The organism is Mycobacterium paraintracellulare (genome assembly GCF_000276825.1).
Lineage (GTDB): Bacteria > Actinomycetota > Actinomycetes > Mycobacteriales > Mycobacteriaceae > Mycobacterium > Mycobacterium intracellulare.
The window spans coordinates 1,289,590-1,308,038 of sequence record NC_016948.1; the positions used below are offsets into that span (position 1 = coordinate 1,289,590).

The 18,449-nt window shown below is 68.4% G+C and carries 18 protein-coding genes; 11 read left to right on the top strand and 7 right to left on the bottom strand.

From position 1 onward, the window contains the following. The first annotated feature begins 144 nt into the window (after positions 1–144). Both htrA and tatB read left to right on the top strand, forming a co-directional pair. Complete coding sequence (gene htrA, locus OCQ_RS06265) at positions 145–1,659, top strand: serine protease HtrA (RefSeq protein WP_014384064.1); 1,515 nt, start codon at positions 145–147, stop codon at positions 1,657–1,659. After that, positions 1,660–2,079 (top strand): Sec-independent protein translocase protein TatB, encoded by a 420-nt coding sequence (gene tatB, locus OCQ_RS06270; protein ID WP_009956299.1) that lies wholly within the window; start codon positions 1,660–1,662, stop codon positions 2,077–2,079. 7 nt (positions 2,080–2,086) lie between these two features. On the opposite strand, the gene OCQ_RS06275 is transcribed toward tatB, so the two are convergent. The 5 genes from OCQ_RS06275 to OCQ_RS06295 all read right to left on the bottom strand — a co-directional run bounded on the left by OCQ_RS06275 (position 2,087) and on the right by OCQ_RS06295 (position 7,320). Beyond that, positions 2,087–3,241 (bottom strand): Mrp/NBP35 family ATP-binding protein, encoded by a 1,155-nt coding sequence (locus OCQ_RS06275; protein ID WP_008254633.1) that lies wholly within the window; start codon positions 3,239–3,241, stop codon positions 2,087–2,089. Between the two features lie 166 nt (positions 3,242–3,407). Further along, the gene (locus OCQ_RS06280) at positions 3,408–4,730 is read right to left on the bottom strand and encodes a lytic transglycosylase domain-containing protein (RefSeq protein ID WP_179960063.1); all 1,323 of its coding nucleotides are present in this window, start codon (positions 4,728–4,730) and stop codon (positions 3,408–3,410) included. Between the two features lie 104 nt (positions 4,731–4,834). Beyond that, positions 4,835–5,377, bottom strand: a complete 543-nt coding sequence (locus tag OCQ_RS06285) for a DUF1003 domain-containing protein (RefSeq protein ID WP_008254638.1) — start codon at positions 5,375–5,377, stop codon at positions 4,835–4,837. Then, positions 5,374–6,681: a magnesium transporter MgtE N-terminal domain-containing protein gene (locus OCQ_RS06290; RefSeq protein WP_008254643.1), complete on the bottom strand. Its 1,308-nt coding sequence runs from the start codon at positions 6,679–6,681 to the stop codon at positions 5,374–5,376. The genes OCQ_RS06285 and OCQ_RS06290 overlap by 4 nt, the downstream gene beginning before the upstream one ends. A 60-nt stretch (positions 6,682–6,741) precedes the next feature. After that, positions 6,742–7,320, bottom strand: a complete 579-nt coding sequence (locus tag OCQ_RS06295; RefSeq protein ID WP_008254645.1) for a DUF4190 domain-containing protein — start codon at positions 7,318–7,320, stop codon at positions 6,742–6,744. 183 nt (positions 7,321–7,503) lie between these two features. On the opposite strand from OCQ_RS06295, the gene OCQ_RS06300 reads away from it, so the two are divergent. Genes OCQ_RS06300 through OCQ_RS06325 form a run of 6 tightly spaced genes read left to right on the top strand, consistent with a single transcriptional unit; the run spans position 7,504 to position 13,004 of the window. Then, positions 7,504–8,031, top strand: a complete 528-nt coding sequence (locus OCQ_RS06300) for a general stress protein (protein WP_008254647.1) — start codon at positions 7,504–7,506, stop codon at positions 8,029–8,031. A 23-nt stretch (positions 8,032–8,054) separates the two neighbouring features. Further along, positions 8,055–9,467, top strand: coding sequence for an extracellular solute-binding protein (locus OCQ_RS06305; protein WP_008254648.1), 1,413 nt, complete (start codon positions 8,055–8,057; stop codon positions 9,465–9,467). Between the two features lie 50 nt (positions 9,468–9,517). Continuing rightward, positions 9,518–10,402, top strand: a complete 885-nt coding sequence (locus OCQ_RS06310; protein ID WP_014382017.1) for a carbohydrate ABC transporter permease — start codon at positions 9,518–9,520, stop codon at positions 10,400–10,402. Beyond that, entirely contained in the window at positions 10,392–11,231 is an 840-nt protein-coding gene (locus OCQ_RS06315; RefSeq protein ID WP_014382018.1) for a carbohydrate ABC transporter permease, read from the top strand. The genes OCQ_RS06310 and OCQ_RS06315 overlap by 11 nt, the downstream gene beginning before the upstream one ends. Positions 11,232–11,235: 4 nt before the next feature. After that, positions 11,236–12,414: an ABC transporter ATP-binding protein gene (locus tag OCQ_RS06320; protein ID WP_014382019.1), complete on the top strand. Its 1,179-nt coding sequence runs from the start codon at positions 11,236–11,238 to the stop codon at positions 12,412–12,414. After that, a complete protein-coding gene (locus tag OCQ_RS06325) occupies positions 12,411–13,004 on the top strand; it encodes a suppressor of fused domain protein (protein WP_041784837.1) in 594 nt (197 codons plus the stop codon). The genes OCQ_RS06320 and OCQ_RS06325 overlap by 4 nt, the downstream gene beginning before the upstream one ends. 85 nt (positions 13,005–13,089) lie before the next feature. Here OCQ_RS06325 and corA read toward each other — a convergent pair whose 3' ends face one another. Further along, positions 13,090–14,184: a magnesium/cobalt transporter CorA gene (gene corA / locus OCQ_RS06330; RefSeq protein WP_008254660.1), complete on the bottom strand. Its 1,095-nt coding sequence runs from the start codon at positions 14,182–14,184 to the stop codon at positions 13,090–13,092. A gap of 179 nt (positions 14,185–14,363) precedes the next feature. Between corA and OCQ_RS06335 the strand changes: the two genes are divergently transcribed. The 3 genes from OCQ_RS06335 to OCQ_RS06345 all read left to right on the top strand — a co-directional run bounded on the left by OCQ_RS06335 (position 14,364) and on the right by OCQ_RS06345 (position 17,485). Beyond that, positions 14,364–15,353: a malate dehydrogenase gene (locus OCQ_RS06335; protein WP_008254662.1), complete on the top strand. Its 990-nt coding sequence runs from the start codon at positions 14,364–14,366 to the stop codon at positions 15,351–15,353. A 63-nt stretch (positions 15,354–15,416) separates the two neighbouring features. Next, complete coding sequence (locus tag OCQ_RS06340) at positions 15,417–16,616, top strand: NAD(P)-dependent malic enzyme (protein WP_008254665.1); 1,200 nt, start codon at positions 15,417–15,419, stop codon at positions 16,614–16,616. Continuing rightward, complete coding sequence (locus OCQ_RS06345; RefSeq protein ID WP_008254666.1) at positions 16,613–17,485, top strand: glycine betaine ABC transporter substrate-binding protein; 873 nt, start codon at positions 16,613–16,615, stop codon at positions 17,483–17,485. The genes OCQ_RS06340 and OCQ_RS06345 overlap by 4 nt, the downstream gene beginning before the upstream one ends. 5 nt (positions 17,486–17,490) lie before the next feature. Here the strand turns inward: OCQ_RS06345 and OCQ_RS06350 are convergent, their stop codons facing one another. After that, positions 17,491–18,342, bottom strand: coding sequence for an SDR family NAD(P)-dependent oxidoreductase (locus OCQ_RS06350; protein WP_014384066.1), 852 nt, complete (start codon positions 18,340–18,342; stop codon positions 17,491–17,493). Between the last annotated feature and the right edge of the window lie 107 nt (positions 18,343–18,449).

Sequence of the window (18,449 nt, forward strand, 5' to 3'; positions counted from 1 at the left end):
TGCGCACTCGCCCCACACGCTCGTTCATGTCGCCCTACGGCGCGCCGTGGATACTAGGGTGGACACGGACAACGCCGGTGCCGCGTATCTCGGCCGGTAAAGGCCCGTCTCGCGCGCTCAAGTAGAGGATCCAAAAGGGATAACGTGACGTCCGACCAAGGCTTCGACCGAAGCAATGACAGCGGCAACCGCCTGGCGCCGCGCCCCGTCTCGCGTCCGCCGGTCGACCCCGCATCGCGTCGGGAGTTCAGTCGTCCCGACGGGTTGCGCGGGTCGTTCGTGGCCGAGCGCGTCCGCCCGCAGAAGTACCGGGACCAGGCCGAATTCCGGCCGAGCGATCGTCCGGCCGACCCCGTCCTCGAGGAGGCGTTCCACCGGCCGGAGGGCAGCTCCGATTCGCTGCAACGCCACCCCGTGGACGTGGGCGCGCTGGCCGCCGAGAAAAACGGCGGGGAGCCCGACGAGCTGGACGACCCCTGGCGGGACCCGGGGGCCGCGGCGGCCCTAGGAACGCCGGCGGTCGCGCCATCGACGTCGCGCTCCGCCCTGGGCTACGGCGGCAAACTGGGCGTGCGCGACGTGCTGTTCGGCGGCCGGGTGTCCTACCTCGCGCTGCTCGTGTTGGCGCTCATCGCGTTGGTCATCGGCCTCGTCGGCGGGGTGGTGGGCCGCAAGACGGCCGAGGTCGCCGAGGCGTTCACCACCTCCAAGGTGACGCTGTCGACCAACGGCAACGGGGAAGGCCCGGCCGGGCGCTTCGCCAAGGTGGCGTCGGCGACCGCGAACTCCGTGGTGACCATCGAGTCCAAGAGTGACCAGGAGGGCATGCAGGGCTCCGGCGTCGTCATCGACGGGCGTGGCTACATCGTCACCAACAACCACGTCATCTCCGAAGCGGCGAACAACCCCAGCCAGTTCAAGACCACCGTGGTGTTCAACGACGGCAAGGAAGTGCCCGCCAACCTGGTCGGGCGCGACCCCAAGACCGACCTGGCGGTGATCAAGGTCGACAACGTCGACAACCTGAGCGTGGCGCGCCTGGGCGATTCCGACAAGGTGCGGGTGGGTGACGAGGTCCTCGCCGCGGGTGCGCCGCTGGGGCTGCGCAGCACCGTGACGCACGGCATCATCAGCGCGCTGCACCGGCCGGTTCCGCTGTCCGGGGAGGGCTCGGACACCGACACGGTGATCGACGCCCTGCAGACCGACGCGTCGATCAACCACGGCAACTCGGGTGGCCCGCTGATCGACATGGATTCCCAGGTGATCGGCATCGACACCGCGGGTAAGTCGTTGTCGGACAGCGCAAGTGGGCTCGGCTTCGCGATCCCGATCAACGAGGCCAAGGAAGTCGCCCAGACCTTGATCCGGGACGGAAAGATCGTGCATCCGACGCTGGGCGTCAGCACCCGCTCGGTGAGCAACGCGATCGCCTCCGGCGCCCAGGTCGCCAACGTGAAGGCGGGAAGTCCGGCGCAGAAGGGCGGCGTCCTGGAAAACGACGTCGTCGTCAAGGTGGGTAACCGCAAGGTTGCCGACGCCGACGAGTTCGTGGTCGCGGTGCGGCAGCTGACCATCGGCCAGGATTCCCCGATCGAGGTGGTCCGCGATGGCCGCCACGTCACCCTGACGGTGAAACCGGACCCGGATAACGGCTAGATGTTCGCCAACGTCGGCTGGGGAGAGATGCTCGTCCTCGTCGTGGTCGGGTTGGTGGTCCTCGGCCCCGAACGGCTCCCCGGCGCCATCCGATGGTCGGCCAACGCGCTGCGTCAGGCGCGCGATTACCTCAGCGGTGTGACCAGTCAGCTGCGCGAGGACCTCGGGCCCGAGTTCGACGACCTGCGGGGCCCGCTCAGCGAATTGCAGAAGCTGCGCGGCATGACCCCCCGCGCCGCGCTCACCAAGCACCTGCTGGACGGCGACGACTCGTTTCTGACCGGAAACTTCGACAAGCCGGTGAACGGCGCCCCGCCGGAGACGCCGCCACCCGCGCCTCCCACGCCGGCGAACGGCCAGACGCTTGGGGCGGAACAGCAGACGGGCGACCGCACGCCGTTCGACACCGACGCGACCTGAACCGGTTTCAGCGGCCTTTGGGATCGAGCCCGAGCGATACGCCGGCCAGCCCGCGCCGACGTGAGGACAAACTGTCGGCCACCCCGCGCAGCGCCTTGCCCACCGGCGAATCCGGCGCACTCAGTACCAGCGGAACGCCGGAATCGCCCGCGGCCACCAGCTCGGGATCCAGCGGGATCTGGCCCAGCAGCGGCACATCGGCGCCGACCGCGCGCGACAACCGCTCGGCCACCTGCTCGCCGCCGCCCTCACCGAACACCTTCAGCGTCGAGCCGTCCGGCAACGTGAGCCCGGACATGTTCTCCACGACGCCGGCGAGGCGTTGGCGCGTCTGCAGCGCGATGCTGCCGGCCCGCTCGGCGACCTCGGCCGCCGCCAGCTGTGGCGTCGTCACCACCAGAATCTCCGCGTTGGGGATCAGCTGAGCCACCGAGATGGCGATGTCGCCGGTCCCCGGCGGCAGATCGAGCAGCAGCACGTCCAGGTCGCCCCAGTAGACGTCGGCCAGGAACTGCTGTAGCGCGCGGTGCAGCATCGGTCCGCGCCACACCACCGGAGTGTTGCCCTCGGTGAACTGAGCGATCGAGATGACCCGCACCTCGTGCGCGATGGGCGGCAGGATCATCGACTCGACCTGGGTGGGCCGGTCGGTGGTGCCCATCATCCGGGGGATGGAATGGCCGTGGATGTCGGCGTCCAGCAGCCCGACGGACAGGCCGCGGGCCGCCATCGCCGCGGCCAGGTTGACCGTGACGGTGGACTTGCCGACCCCGCCCTTCCCGGACGCCACCGCATAGACCCGCGTCAGCGAATTCGGTTGTGCGAACGGGATAATCGGCTCGCGGGCGTCACCGCGCAGCTGCTTGCGCAGCTCGGTGCGCTGTTCGTCGCTCATCACGTCCAGGGTGACCTTCACCGCGCCGGTGCCCGGGACGTCGGAGACCGCCTGGCTGACCCGGTCGCTGATCTCGTTCTTCTTCGGACAGCTGGCGGTGGTCAGATAGATCGCGACGTGAACCGAGCCGTCGGGTTCGGTGTCGATGCTTTTGACCATCCCGAGATCGGTGATGGGGCGCCGCAGTTCGGGGTCGATCACCTTCCCCAGTGCGGTGCGAATCGCCGCGCTCAGGTCGGCTGCGTCAGAAGAGTCGTGGCTGGACATCACCGCCGAGTGTAGGCGTGCGCGACGGAGCGGTTGGGCGGCGACCCGCTCAGGATCGTTTGGCGGCGACCCGCTGCGCCCGGCCTTGCCGCGCTTGCGATCGCCGCGTGTCAGTTGGCGGCGACCCGCTGCGCCCGGCTTCGCCGCGCTTGCGATCGCCGCGGGGTCAGTTGGCCGGGCCCGGCGTGGGCTTAAGCGGCGCTGACGCGTTCGGCGCCGCCGGGGGAGCGGCCGGCTTGGGCGACGGTGCGGCTTGCGGCGCAACCGGGGGTGCCGGCGGCGCGATCGGTGCCGGGGGCGTGACGACATCCGGGGGCGGCGGAGCGAACGGCGGCTGCGCGAAGGGCGCAGGCGGCGCGAACGGTGGCGGGGGCCCCGCGGGCGCCGCGCTTTGGGTGCCGATGCAGATCACGGTGCACCCGGGAAGTTGGGTCGGCGCCTGCTGAGGCGTGGGAGACATCCAGGGGAACATCGGCGGCGGACTGACCATCGCCGGGCTGCTCAGGTCGATCAGCGGCACGCGCGCCAGCGGGTCGTCCATCGGCAGGCCGTTGATGTTCATCGGCAGGTTGGGTCCGAGCCCCTCGGGATGCTCGAGGTGCGCGTCGCCCAGCGGCGGCGGCGGTCCGGTCATCGGCGGCAGGTCGACCGGGACGACGCCCGTGGCGTAGGCTGCCGCCCAGCCCAGCACGTTCTGCGCGTAGGGCATCGAGTTGTTGTAGCGCAGAATCGCGGCCAGCACCTGCGACTGATCACGCAGGTTCAGCCCGCCGCTGCACAAGTACCGGGCGGCCGCGAGCGTCGAGTCGAACAGGTTCTGCGGGTCGGCCACGCCGTCGCCCTTGCCGTCGGAGGCGTAGCGCGCCCAGGTCCCCGGCAAGAACTGCATCGGTCCCATCGCGCGGGCGTAGGTGACGCGACTGCCGGCGCTGCTCTGGATGATGACCTCGTTGCCGGGCAGCGTGCCGTCCAGCGACGGGCCGTAGATCGGGTTGATCGCGGTCCCGCGTGCATCCACCGCACCGCCGCCCGCGTGGCCCGATTCGATGCGCCCGATGCCGGCCAGCAAATTCCAGCTGACGCCGCAACCCGGGGCGGCGACGGCCATCTTCTGCTCCGCATTGCGGTAGGCGGCCAATGCGATGCTCGGAATGCCCAGTGCGCCACGCGCATTGACGATCATCGCCGGCGGCGGCGCGGACAGCGCGGGCTCGGCGACGTGAAAGGCGGTGGGGCTGCGGTCGATTGGGACGACGGCGGGCCCGGAGAGGTCCGGGAAGGAGGGCGAGACCGCGGCCACCGGAGTGACGGCGGCGTGGACCGGCGGCATGTGCGCCGGAAGTTCAGGAGCCGCCCCGCTGACGGCGCCCGCGAAGACCAATGGAGTAATCATGGCGACGCCGAATATCGGCTTGCGCGTGTTCCGAAGTGCTTGCTGCCGCACAGTCGCGGCGGCCGGGCTCGCACCCCGGCTTCCCCCTATGCGCACTCGACCGTCCTAGTGTGAGCTGGGCGTACTTTCTGTTAGCTCGGTGAACCAGATCACCATACATAACTCTTGTGACACGAGTGGCGCAATGGTTGAAGAGGTTCTCACCTGGATTTCTTAGCCGCGCGCTCCAAGTTGTCGCCCTGCCGCGGAGGCCCCGAGTCCGGGGTCCCGGGCTGCAGATTGGCCAGCCTTTCGCGCAGGTCATCCAGCTCGTGGCGCAGGTATTCACGCGTCACCACCTCGCCGACGGCCAGGCGTAACGCGGCCAGTTCGCGGGCCAGGTACTCGGTGTCGGCCTTGGTCTGGGCGGCGCGACGGCGGTCCTCTTCTAGCGTGACGCGGTCGCGGTTCTCCTGCCGGTTCTGCGCCAGCAGGATCAGCGGGGCCGCGTAGGCGGCCTGGGTTGAGAACGCCAGGTTCAGCAGGATGAACGGGTAGGGGTCCCAGCGCACCGTCACCGCGAACAGGTTCAACGCGATCCACACGAACACCACGACCGTCTGCAGCAAAAGGTAGCGGCCGGTGCCGAAGAACCGCGCGATGGACTCGGTGAATTGCCCGACGGTCTCGGGGTCCAGCCGCGGCGAGTATCTGCGCGATGTCCGCGGGGTGTACAGCCCTCGCGGAGCCGTGGATTTGCTCACGAGGATCCTCCCAGTCCTTCGAACCGGCCGGCGGTGTCGAGTTCCTGCATGTCCACGCGCCAGTCGTGCGGCAGCAGGTGATCGAGCAGGTCGTCCACCGTGACCGCGCCCAACAGGTGGTTCTGGTCGTCGACGACGGGACCGCACACCAGGTTGTACGCGGCGAGGTAGCGGGTCACGGCGACCAGCGGAGTCTCCGGTGTCAGCGTGAGCAACTCGCTGTCGACGATCCCGCCGACCAGCTCGGCCGGCGCCTCGCGCAGCAGCCGCTGCAAGTGCACGCAGCCCAGATAGCGGCCCGTCGGCGTCGCCGTTGGCGGCCGCGCGACAAAAACCATCGACGACAGGGCGGTGCTCAGGTCCGGATCGCGGACCCGTGCCAGCGCTTCCGCGACCGACGTGTCGGGGGTGAGCACCACCGGATTGGAGGTCATCAGGCCGCCCGCGGTGTCCGGCGAATGCGTCAGCAGCCGGCGCACGGGGGCGGACTCGTCGGGGTCCATCCGGGTCAGCAGCATCTCGGCGTCGGTGGGGTTCAGCATGCCGAGCAGGTCGGCGGCGTCGTCGGGATCCATCTCCTCGAGCACGTCGGCCGATCGCTCGGTGCCCAGCTGCGAGAGCACCTCGGCCTGATCCTGCTCCGGCAGCTCCTGCAGGATGTCGGCCAGCCGGTCGTCGTTGAGCGCCCTGAGCACCTCGTAGCGGCGCTTGGCCGGCAGCCCGCGGATCGCGTCGGCCACATCGACCGGCTTGCGCCCTTCGAACTGGCCCAGCAGCTGCGCCACGCCCTGCCCCGGCAAGGCCAGGGCCGACGGGGTCAAACCCTGCACGCTCTGCCAGTCCACGACGTGCACGGGACCGCGCCGTCCGAGCCGCCGGTGGGTGCGCACGGCGACCCGGCTCACCATCCAGTCGCGCGTCCGGTTCTGTTCGATGCCCAGGTCGGTGACCACCACGTCGAGGCCGGCCAGCTCCGGCAGTTCGGGGTCGTTGACCTTGACCTGAGTGTCCAGCACCTGGCCGATCGCCAGCACCTCCCCGGGTCGCTGCACGAAGTGGCGTAGGGACACGTTGCCGGTGCTCAGCGTCACGGCGTTGGGCTCGATGGACGCGACCCGCAGGATCGGGATGAAGATGCTGCGCCGGGTCGCGAGGTCGACGACCAGTCCCAGGACCCGCGGCTGCTGGCGGACGATGCTGATGCTGATCACCACGTCGCGGATCCGACCGACGGATTCCCCGAGTGGACCCAACACCAACATTCGCGCGAGCCGCGCGATGTACACCCTGTTGACCGATCCCATGGAAGTAGAGCCTAGGCAGCCGCCGGCCCGATGGCAGACCGGCCGGGGGCGGTCAGGCCGTTAATGCGTGCGCAGTGTGAAGAGCACGACCACCAAAATCACCACCAGCGTGGCGATCCCGATGACGATGCCGGCGACCGCCAGGCCGAAGCCCTCCTGCCGGGTCCGCTTGATCTGATCCAGGGCGATCGCGCCCAGCACTATGGCGACGATTGAGCCCAGCCCGCACAACAGGCCGGTGAACGACGCGATGAGCGAGGCGATCGCCAGCGCGTTGGTGCCGGGCACAGCGGCTTGAGTGGGATAGCCGCCCTGGTAGTCCGGCGGCGGGTAATAGCCCGGATATCCGTGCGCCCCGTAGGGGGGCGGGCCGCCGTACGGCGGCGGCGCCATCGGGTAGGGCGGTCCGAAGTAGCCGGGCGGTTGTTCGTACCCAGGGGGCGGGGGGACGGGCGGGGGATACGACGGCGGGTACCCGGGCGGGTGGTCGGTGGGACCCGGCGGCGGGTACGCCGGGGGCGCCGACTCGGCGGCGGGGGACTCCCAGGGGGCGGGCTCGGAGGCTTCGCCGCCGGTGGGGGGCGAGTCGGTGTTGTCGTCGTGGCCGCCCTCGCCGAAGCCGCCGCCGGGAGCTGTCATGGTGTTCAACCTAACCCATCCGCCGCCGGTGGCCGTGGGTGCGAAACGTCAGCGCGCCACGGGCGCCCGGGAGGGTTCCCGCCACCCCGTGCGCCGTGTTTTCGCAGGTGGAGGAAGGCCGGTGGTTAGGCTGGGGAGGGCCTGAGATGAAACCATCCCCAAGGCGGAGGACAATGAACGGCGATGACTAATCCTTACCAGCCTGGGCAGGTTCCCGGGGCGACACCAGGAAACGCGACGGGGCGTGGACGAGGCGCGCCCGGACTGCCGACACCGCCCAGGGGCTGGCCGGTCGGCTCCTATCCCACCTACGCCGAGGCGCAGCGTGCCGTCGACTATCTGTCCGAGCAGCAGTTCCCGGTCCAGCAGGTGACGATCGTCGGGGTCGACCTGATGCAGGTGGAGCGGGTCACCGGCCGGTTGACGTGGCCCAAGGTGCTCGGCGGAGGAGTGCTGAGCGGGGCGTGGCTGGGCCTGTTCATCGGCTTGGTGCTGGGTTTCTTCAGTCCCAATCCGTGGGGTGCGCTGATCACGGGCCTGGTCGCGGGTGTCTTCTTTGGGCTGATCACTTCGGCCGTTCCGTACTCAATGGCCCGTGGCACAAGGGATTTCAGCTCGACCATGCAGTTGGTGGCCGGGCGTTACGACGTGCTGTGTGACCCGCAAAACGCAGAGAAGGCGCGGGACCTGTTGGCGCGCTTGGCGATTTGAGGCGCGCACGAGAGGTGTGAGCGGTGGTGAGTCGTCGTGGGCGCGTACGCCGGGCAGGCGCAATCGCGCTGGCGACGCTCACCATCGCCGCGACGGTACCCGCGTGCGCTTCGGGAACCCACGGGCTGGTAATCAGCTTCTACACCACGGCCGCCGACGGCGCGACGTTCACCGCGGTCGCTCAGGATTGCACGAAGCAGTTCGATGGCCGCTTCGCCATTCAACAGATCAGTCTGCCCAGAGCCCCCGGCGAGCAGCGTTTGCAGCTGGCGCGGCGGCTGACCGGTCGCGACCGCACGCTGGACGTGATGTCGCTCGATGTGGTGTGGACGGCCGAGTTCGCCGAGGCGGGCTGGGCGCTACCGCTGTCCGACGATCCCGCGGGGCGCGCCGAACCCGACGCGACGGCCGACGTCCTGCCGGGCCCGCTGTCGACGGCGCGCTGGGAAGGCAAGTTGTTCGCGGCCCCCGTCACGACGAACACCCAATTACTTTGGTATCGGCCCGATTTGGTGCGTCAGCCGCCGAGAACCTGGGATGGGATGGTGCGCGAGGCCACCAGATTGCACGCCGCGGGGCAGCCCAGCTGGATCGCCGTGCAGGCCAATGAGGGCGAAGGCCTGGTGGTCTGGTTCAACACGCTGCTGGCCAGTGGGGGCGGCCAGGTCCTCTCGGAGGACGGCCGCCGCGTCACGTTGACCGACACGCCGGCGCACCGGGCCGCCACCGTCGATGCGCTGCGGACCCTCAAATCCGTGGCGACCGCGCCCGGGGCCGATCCGTCGATCACCCGCACCGACGAGGGCACCGCGCGGTTGGCGGTCGAACAGGGCCGGGCCGCACTCGCGGTCAACTGGCCGTATGCGCTGGCATCCATGCTGGAGAACGCGGTGAAAGGCGGTGTGCCCGTTCTGCCGCTCAACCAGGATCCGCGGCTGGCCGGCAGCATCAACGACGTCGGGACGTTCGTGCCCAGCGACGAGCAATTCCGCATCGCCTATCAGGCCAGCCAGAAGGTCTTCGGCTTCGCGCCGTATCCCGGTGTGGCGCCGGGTCATCCGGCCAAGGTGACCATCGGCGGGGCGAACCTGGCGGTGGCCAGCACCACCCGCCACCGCGCCGAGGCGTTCGAGGCCATCCGCTGCCTGCGCAGCCTGCAACATCAGAAGTACGTGTCGATCGCAGGCGGCCTACCCCCGGTGCGCACGTCGCTGTATTCCGATCCGCAGTTCCAGGCCAAGTATCCGATGTACACGATCATCCGGCGGCAACTCACCGACGCCGCGGTGCGTCCGGCCACGCCGGTCTACCAGGCGGTGGCCATCCGATTGGCCGCGACACTGAGCCCGATCACCGAGATCGACCCGGAGCGAACCGCCGACGAACTCAGCGCCGAGGTGCAGAAGGCGATCGACGGGAAGGGGCTGTTGCCGTGACGGCCACCGCCCCCGCAACGCGCGCCCGGCCGTCTTCCGTCGCACCGCGTTTGCGGACCCGAAACCGGCTCTCCGAACAGCGCTTGGCCTTGTTGCTCGTCGCCCCGGCGGCGCTTCTGATGCTGACGGTGACGGCCTATCCGATCGGTTACGCCGTGTGGTTGAGCCTGCAGCGCAACAACCTTGCCGTCCCCGACGACACCGCGTTCATCGGGCTGGGCAATTACGTGACGATCCTGACCGATCGGTATTGGTGGACCGCGCTGGCGGTCACGCTGGGCATCACCGTCGTGTCGGTGACCGTCGAATTCGTCCTGGGCCTGACACTGGCGCTGGTGATGCACCGCACCCTCGTCGGAAAAGGCATGGTGCGCACCGCGATCCTGATCCCGTACGGCATCGTCACCGTGGTCGCGTCGTACAGCTGGTACTACGCCTGGACGCCCGGGACGGGCTACCTGGCCAACCTGCTGCCGCATGGCAGCGCTCCGCTGACTTCGCAGATCCCGTCGCTGGCGATCGTCGTGGTCGCCGAGGTCTGGAAGACGACGCCGTTCATGTCGCTGCTGCTGTTGGCCGGGCTGGCACTGGTGCCAGAGGAGCTGCTGAAGGCCGCCCAGGTCGACGGCGCCGGCCCCTGGCGCCGGCTGACCGGCGTCACTCTGCCGATCATCAAGCCGGCCGTGGTGGTCGCCCTGCTGTTCCGAACCCTGGACGCGTTCCGCATTTTCGACAACATCTACGTCTTGACCAACGGCGCCAACAACACCGATTCGGTGTCGATCCTGGGCTACGACAACCTGTTCAAGGGGTTCAACGTCGGACTCGGCTCGGCGATCAGCGTGCTGATCTTCGTGTGCGTGGGCCTCATCGCCCTACTGTTCATCAAGGTCTTCGGGGCGGCGGCGCCCGGTGGTGACGTCGATGGCCGCTAACCGGCAGGACGCGCGGCGCACCACGATCTGGGTCGTCATCGACACGGTGGTCGTGGTGTACGCGCTGCTGCCGGTTTTGTGGATCTTCAGCCTCTCGCTGAAGCCGACGTCAACGGTCAAGGACGGCAAGCTGATTCCGTCGTCGGTATCCCTGGACAACTATCGCGGCATCTTTCGCGGCGACATCTTCAGCTCGGCGCTGATCAACTCCGTCGGGATCGGGTTGATCACCACCGCGATCGCGGTGACTCTCGGGGCGATGGCCGGCTACGCGATCGCGCGCCTGAATTTTCCGGGCAAGCGGGCGCTGGTCGGCGCCACGCTGCTGATCACGATGTTTCCCGCGATCTCGTTGGTCACACCGCTGTTCAACATCGAACGCTTCGTCGGCCTGTTCGACACCTGGCCGGGCCTGATCCTGCCCTACATCACGTTCGCGCTGCCGCTCGCGATCTACACGTTGTCGGCGTTTTTCCGCGAGATCCCCTGGGATTTGGAGAAGGCGGCGAAAATGGACGGCGCTTCCCCGGCGCAGGCGTTCCGTAAGGTGATCGTCCCCCTGTCGGCGCCGGGCGTGGTGACCGCCGCGATCCTGGTGTTCATCTTCGCCTGGAACGATCTGCTGCTGGCGCTGACCCTGACCGCTACCAAGGCGGCGATCACCGCGCCGGTGGCGATCGTGAACTTCAGTGGCAGTTCACAGTTCGAGGAGCCGACCGGATCGATCGCGGCCGGCGCCGTGGTGATCACCGTTCCCATCATCGCTTTTGTTCTAATCTTCCAACGACGAATCGTCGCCGGGTTGACCTCCGGCGCCGTGAAGGGATGACGCGATGGCCGAGATTGTGCTGGACCATGTCAGCAAGAGTTATCCCGACGGCGCCGTGGCGGTGCACGACCTGAACATCACCATCGCCGACGGCGAATTTCTGATCCTGGTCGGTCCGTCGGGCTGCGGTAAGACCACGACGCTGAACATGATTGCCGGGCTTGAAGATATCTCCTCGGGTGAGCTGCGCATCGGCGGCGAACGGGTGAACGAGAAGGCGCCCAAAGACCGCGACATCGCGATGGTGTTCCAGTCCTATGCGCTGTACCCGCACATGACGGTGCGGCAGAACATCGCGTTCCCGTTGACGCTGGCGAAGATGCCGAAGCCCGAGATCGCGCAAAAGGTCGCCGAGACCGCCAAAACCCTTGACCTGACCGACTTTCTGGACCGCAAGCCCTCCCAGCTGTCCGGGGGACAGCGGCAGCGGGTGGCGATGGGCCGCGCGATCGTGCGCCATCCCAAGGCGTTTCTGATGGACGAGCCCCTGTCCAACCTGGATGCCAAACTGCGCGTCCAGATGCGCGGCGAGATCGCCAGGCTGCAAAAGCGCCTGGGCACGACGACCGTTTACGTCACCCACGATCAGACCGAGGCCATGACACTGGGCGACCGGGTGGTGGTGATGCATTCGGGCGTCGCACAGCAAATAGGCACCCCCGATGAGCTTTACGAGCACCCGGCCAACCTGTTCGTCGCGGGCTTCATCGGCTCGCCGGCGATGAACTTCTTCCCGGCCACGTTGACGCCGATCGGGCTGACGGTGCCCTTCGGGGAGGTGATGCTGACACCGGACGTCCAAGAGGTGATCGCCCAGCACCCCACGCCGGGCAACGTCATCGTGGGGGTGCGGCCCGAGCATCTGTCCGACGCCGCGTTGATCGACGGTTACCAGCGCATCAGGGCGCTGACCTTCGAGGTGAAGGTCGACCTGGTCGAATCGCTGGGCGCCGACAAGTACGTGTACTTCTCCACCGCGGCATGGGCCGCGCACTCGGCGCAACTGGACGATCTGGCCGCCGAGGGAGACGCGCACGAAAACCAGTTCGTGGCACGGGTTCCCGCCGAATCCAAGGCGGTCATCGGGCAGTCGATCGAGTTGGCGTTCGACACGACACGGCTCGTGGTCTTCGACGCCGACTCCGGGGCCAACCTGACCATCGCGCCGTCGGACGCGCGGTGACACAGCCGTTGGAGCAGGTCCGTGCGCATGTACGCGCCCACTTCGGCGACCTCGAACCCGATTCGGCGAGCGTGACATTCCTGGGCACCGAAACCATCGAAGTGCTGCGATTCCGCGAGACAAGCGGGCTGGTGCACTACGTCTCCCTGGGCTGCTCGCGCCACCCCATGGCCGAACCGACCCTCGATATCGCCGACCCGGTGCGCGGCCCGCGGGCCGAAATCGTCCTCCAGTTGCGCGATCCCGGCCCGATCACCGGCATCGCCCGCAGCATCGCGATACTGGCGGCAACTCCCGCCGTCGAGGGCGCCGTGCTGAGTGCCGATGCGCTGATCGACCTCGGCTCGCCGCTGTGGGCGTCGCCGTCGCGGAAGGTGCCGTTCACCGCGGTGTTGCTGGGCCGCAGCGAGATCGCGGATCTGCCGCTGGAACCGCCGCGCGACCCGGTGCGCTTCCTGTTGGCGACCCCCATCACCGCGACCGAGGCGGCGTGGGTGCGGTTGAAAGGCGCCGAGGCGATGCGGCAAGCGTGGGATAACGACGGCGTCGATGTGCTGAACACGAATCGCCCCGCCGCACAACCCAACTGACCGTACTGAGCGCATCGCCGAACGTGCACTCGGGGCGAGAATTCTGCGATTTCGTCGCCGTGAGTACACGCTCGGCGAGGAAGCGTCAGAGCCAGTTGCGGTTGCGGAACTGGAAATACAGGACCAGGCAGACGACGACCATCACCGCCATCACCCCCGGGTAGCCCCACGTCCAAGTCAGCTCGGGCATGAAACGGAAGTTCATCCCGTAGATGGCGGCGACCATGGTGGGCACCGCCAGGATGCCGGCCCAGGCCGCCATCTTGCGCATGTCGTTGTTCTGCTGCATCCCGACGCGAGCCAACGCGGCCTGGATCAACGAGTTGAGGGTGTCGTCGTAGCTGGCGATCTGGTCGGCGGCCTCGGAGTGGTGGTCGGCGACGTCGCGCAGATAGCGCCGCAACTCCTTGGAGATCACGTCCTTGTTCTCCACCTGGATCCGGTGGAACGCGGCCGACAGCGGGTTGACGCACCGGCGGAGCTCGACGACCTCGCGTTTGAGCAGATAGATCGGCTCGACGTCGATCTTGCTGCCCGGCGCGAAGGCCAAACCCTCGATGCTGTCGATGTCGGACAACATCAAACTGCTCACCTCGAGGTAGTGGTCCACCACGTGGTCGGCGATCGCGTGCATCACCGCGAAGGGGCCCAGCCGCATCTGCTCGGGGTCGCCGTCCATCCGCTTGCGCACCTCGGACAGTCCGCCGTGTTCACCGTGGCGGACCGTGACCACGAAGTCGCGGCCGACGAAGACCATGATCTCGCCCGTCTCGACGATCTCACGGGCCAGCACAACCGATTCGTGCCGGACGTAATTGACGGTCTTGAGGACGAGGAACAGGGTGTCGTCGTACCGCTCCACCTTGGGCCGCTGATGGGCGCACACCGCGTCTTCCACGGCCAGCGGGTGCAGGCCGAAGACGTCGGCCACCTCCTGCATCTGGGCCTGGCTGGGTTCGCGCAGGCCCACCCAGACGAACCCTTCGTGCCCCTGCGCTTCGATCTCGCGCACCTTGTCCAGGGAGGCGGCGTAACCGATCTTGCCGGGCAGCCGGTGGCCGTCGGCGTAGACGGCGCAGTCGACGAGCGTCTCCTTGGCCGGTCGCGCGCCCGGCTGCGGTTCGGGTTCCTGCGCGAGGGGCCGAAGCGCTTCGGGCAGTGCGTCGAATCCTTGGAACACATCCACCTCCCTCGCAGCGCAGGTCCCGACCAGGCGGTGCTCCATGCTACGCGTCCCGGCTGTTCAAAGCCTGACGATCAGCCCTGGTAGCGGACCGGAGAATGCGATCGAAAAAGGGTGCGCTAGTTTCGAGCCGAAACCGGAATCCGCACGACCTTCTCCACAAGGAGTACATCGACGTGAGCGCAAGTCCTCTCAAGGTCGCCGTCACCGGCGCCGCCGGCCAGATCGGCTACAGCCTCTTGTTCCGCCTGGCCAGTGGCTCGCTGCTGGGCCCCGACCGCCCGATCGAGCTGCGTCTCCTGGAGATCGAGCCCGCGCTCAAGGCGCTCGAGGGCGTCGTGATGGAGCTCGACGACTGCGCCTTCCCGCTGCTGTCCGGCGTCGAGATCGGCGCGGACGCGAACAAGATCTTCGACGGCGTCAACCTGGCCCTGCTGGTCGGGGCGCGGCCGCGCGGCCCGGGCATGGAGCGCAGCGACCTGCTGGAGGCCAACGGCGCGATCTTCACCGCCCAGGGCAAGGCGCTCAACGAGGTTGCCGCCGACGACGTCCGCATCGGCGTGACCGGCAACCCGGCGAACACCAACGCGCTGATCGCGCTGAGCAACGCCCCCGACATCCCCAAGGAGCGGTTCTCGGCGCTGACCCGGCTGGACCACAACCGGGCTATCTCGCAGCTGGCCCGAAAGACCGGCGCCAAGGTCACCGACATCAAGAAGATGACGATCTGGGGCAACCACTCCGCGACCCAGTACCCCGACATCTTCCACGCCGAGATCGGCGGCAAGAATGCCGCCGAGGTGGTCAACGACCAGGCCTGGATCGAGAACGACTTCATCCCGACCGTCGCCAAGCGCGGCGCGGCCATCATCGACGCCCGCGGCGCGTCCTCGGCCGCGTCGGCCGCCTCGGCCACCGTCGACGCCGCCCGCTCCTGGCTGCTCGGCAGCCCGGAGGGCGACTGGGTGTCGATGGCCGTCTACTCCGACGGCTCCTACGGCGTGCCCGAAGGCATCGTGTCGTCGTTCCCGGTGACCACCAAGGACGGCAACTGGTCGATCGTGCAGGGCCTGGAGATCGACGAGTTCTCCCAGGGGCGCATCGACAAGACCACCGCCGAGCTGGTGGAGGAGCGCACCGCGGTCACCGAGCTCAAGCTGATCTAACGCCGGAGTATGACCCAGATCACCAATTAGGCCTACTAATGGGTAGGCCTTACCCTGAACCCCGTGTCCGAATTGCTTGAATCGATACAGACGCAGGCCGAGCATGGTGCGATCACCGATGCCGAGATCTTCGAGGCACACGTAGGCGGCAAGCTTTCGGTGAGCCTGACGTCCCCGCTGGACACCCAGCGCGCGCTGTCGATCGCCTACACCCCCGGCGTGGCGCAGGTCAGCCGCGCGATCGCCGCCGACCACGCTCAGGCGGCCCGCTACACCTGGGCGAACCGGCTGGTGGCCGTCGTCAGCGACGGCAGCGCGGTGCTCGGCCTGGGCGACATCGGGCCCGCGGCGTCGCTGCCGGTCATGGAGGGCAAGTGCGCCCTGTTTCAGGCGTACGGCGGGCTGAACGCCATCCCGATCGTGCTCGACACCAAGGATCCCGACGAGATCGTCGAAACCCTGGTGCGCCTGCGCCCGACGTTCGGCGCCGTCAACCTCGAGGACATCTCCGCGCCGCGCTGCTTCGAGATCGAACGCCGGGCCATCGAGGCCCTGGACTGCCCGGTGATGCACGACGACCAGCACGGCACGGCCATCGTGGTGCTGGCCGCGCTCATGGGCGCCAGCAAGCTGCTCGGCCGGGACATGAACTCGCTGAAGGTGGTGGTGTCCGGGGCCGGGGCCGCCGGTGTCGCGTGCACCAATCTCCTTATGGTGATGGGTGTTTCGGACATCACCGTCCTCGACTCGCGCGGAATCCTGCACACCGCTCGGGACGACATGAACGACGTCAAGGCGGCCCTGGCGCGGCGCACCAATCCCGACGGCCTGACCGGCAGCGCGGCGGAAGCCCTCCGCGGCGCGGACGTGTTCCTCGGCCTGTCGGGCGGCGTGGTCCCCGAAGAGATGATCGCCACGATGGCACCCAACGGAATCGTGTTCGCACTGTCCAACCCCGATCCGGAGATCCACCCCCAGATCGCGGCCAAGTACGCCTCGGTGGTGGCCACCGGCCGCAGCGACTTCCCGAACCAGATCAACAACGTGCTGGCATTCCCAGGGGTGTTCCGCGGCGCGCTAGAGGCGGGTGCCCGCCGGATCACCGAGAAGATGATGGTCGCCGCGGCCGAGGCGATCTTCTCCGTCGTCAGCGACGACCTTGCCCCCGACCGGATCGTCCCCAGCCCGCTGGACCTGCGCGTCGGGGAGGCGGTTGCCGCGGCCGTGGCGATCGCCGCCGACATTTCCGTCTCCGGGGGGTGAAAATCGGCAGGCTGGCGGCACCGCTGCTCGCCGCCATACTCGCCGTTTCCGGTTGCGCGACCGACACCGGCGGCGATCCTCGCGCCCGCGCGGAGGTCGTGGTCGGGTCCCGGTCTGATGCCGAATCGGCGCTGCTGGCCGGCATCTACGTGGCCGCCTTGCGGTCCTACGGATTCGGCGCGCGGTTCCAGCCGACCACCGACCCGAAGGCCGAATTGGATTCGGGCGCAATCACCGTCGTTCCCGCCTTCACCGGCCGGGTGTTGCAACGCCTGCAGCCAAGCGCCACAGCGATGTCCGACAAAGACGTCTACCGAGCGATGATCGCCGCCCTACCCGAGGGCATCGTGGCGGGCGACTACACGACGGCCGCCGAGGACAAACCCGTGCTGTTGGTGAGCCGGGCCACCGCCAAGTCATGGGGCGGCAGCGACGTCAGCGCGGACTTGAGCACGCTGCCGCGGCACTGCGCCGATCTCGTCCTCGGGACCGTCGCCGGCCACCGGGCGCCGTCGGCCATCGGCCCCTGCCGCCTTCCGGATCCGCGTGAATTCCCGGATGGCACAACGATGTTCGCGGCGGTCGCGTCCGGACGGCTGACCGCGGCATGGACGACCACCGCCGACCCGGGTGTCCCCGCCGACCTGGTCGCGCTGGCCGACACCAAGCCCACGCTGATCCGGGCCGAAAACGTGGTGCCGCTGTATCGGCGCAACGCGCTCAGCGAACGGCAAGTGTTGGCGATCAACGAAGTGGCCGGCGTGCTCGACACCGCGGCCCTGGTCGACATGCGCCGGCAAGTGCGTGCCGGCGCCGACCCGCAGGCGGTGGCGGCCGGCTGGTTAGCCGAGCACCCGCTGGGCCGCTGAACAAATCAGCGCTTGGGCAGCAGCCGGTGCACGACCTGCTGAAGCCGGCTCATCACCGGCCCGCCCAGCAGCAGCTCCGGCCGCGAACCCGTCAGCCGCACGACCAGGTCCATCGCCTTGACGTCCGGCCCAACCAGCACCCGGGCCTTGTTCTTGCGCACCCCTTCGAGGATGAGCTGAGCCGCACGCTGCGGGGTGGTCTTGGCCTGCTGTTCCTCGAACAGGTTGGCCAACTCGGCGTGGTCGAGCCCCTCGACGCCGGTGGCGTTGCGGGCGAACGCGGTTTTGATGCCGCCCGGATGCACTGTCGTCACCCGCACCGGGTGACCGGCGCGCGCCATCTCCTGGTGCAGCGCCTCGGTGAAGCCGCGGACGGCGAACTTGGCCGAGACGTACGCCGCCTGGCCGGGCGCGGAAAACAGGCCGAGCGCGCTCGAGATGTTGATGACGTGTCCGTCCCCGGAGGCGATCAGGTGCGGAAGGAACGCCTTGGTGCCGTTGACGACGCCCCAGTAGTCGACGTCGATGACGCGCTCGATGTCCTTGAACCGGCTGTCCTCGATGGATCCGATGAACGTGATGCCGGCGTTGTTGTAGACCTGGTTGACCGCGCCGAAGTGCTCGTTGACCGCGTCGGCGTAAGCGAGGAAGGCGCTGCGCTCGGTCACGTCGAGCTGGTCGGATTTGACCGGTGCGCCGATCGCCGCCAGTTGCTCTGCGGTCTGCGCCAGCCCTGCGGTGTCCACGTCGCTGATCGCGACCTTGGCGCCGGCGCGACCGAGCTCGACCGCCAGCGCCTGGCCGATGCCCGAGCCCGCGCCCGTGACCACGGCGACCTTGCCGGCGAACCCATCCATGCAACACTCCCTCGACCAGGCTTGACCGCGTTGAGGCTAATCGTTACCAGTGATGGTGGCTAGCGCAGGGCGAAACGGTGAACGCGCGCGCCCGTCACACTGAGAGA

Excerpts from the sequence above, each read along its gene's own strand:
- tatB (WP_009956299.1), top strand. The coding sequence starts at position 1,660 with ATGTTCGCCAACGTCGGCTGGGGAGAGATGCTCGTCCTCGTCGTGGTC.
- OCQ_RS06275 (WP_008254633.1), bottom strand. The coding sequence starts at position 3,241 with ATGTCCAGCCACGACTCTTCTGACGCAGCCGACCTGAGCGCGGCGATT.
- OCQ_RS06290 (WP_008254643.1), bottom strand. The coding sequence starts at position 6,681 with ATGGGATCGGTCAACAGGGTGTACATCGCGCGGCTCGCGCGAATGTTG.
- OCQ_RS06295 (WP_008254645.1), bottom strand. The coding sequence starts at position 7,320 with ATGACAGCTCCCGGCGGCGGCTTCGGCGAGGGCGGCCACGACGACAAC.
- OCQ_RS06300 (WP_008254647.1), top strand. The coding sequence starts at position 7,504 with ATGACTAATCCTTACCAGCCTGGGCAGGTTCCCGGGGCGACACCAGGA.
- OCQ_RS06315 (WP_014382018.1), top strand. The coding sequence starts at position 10,392 with ATGGCCGCTAACCGGCAGGACGCGCGGCGCACCACGATCTGGGTCGTC.
- OCQ_RS06320 (WP_014382019.1), top strand. The coding sequence starts at position 11,236 with ATGGCCGAGATTGTGCTGGACCATGTCAGCAAGAGTTATCCCGACGGC.
- OCQ_RS06350 (WP_014384066.1), bottom strand. The coding sequence starts at position 18,342 with ATGGATGGGTTCGCCGGCAAGGTCGCCGTGGTCACGGGCGCGGGCTCG.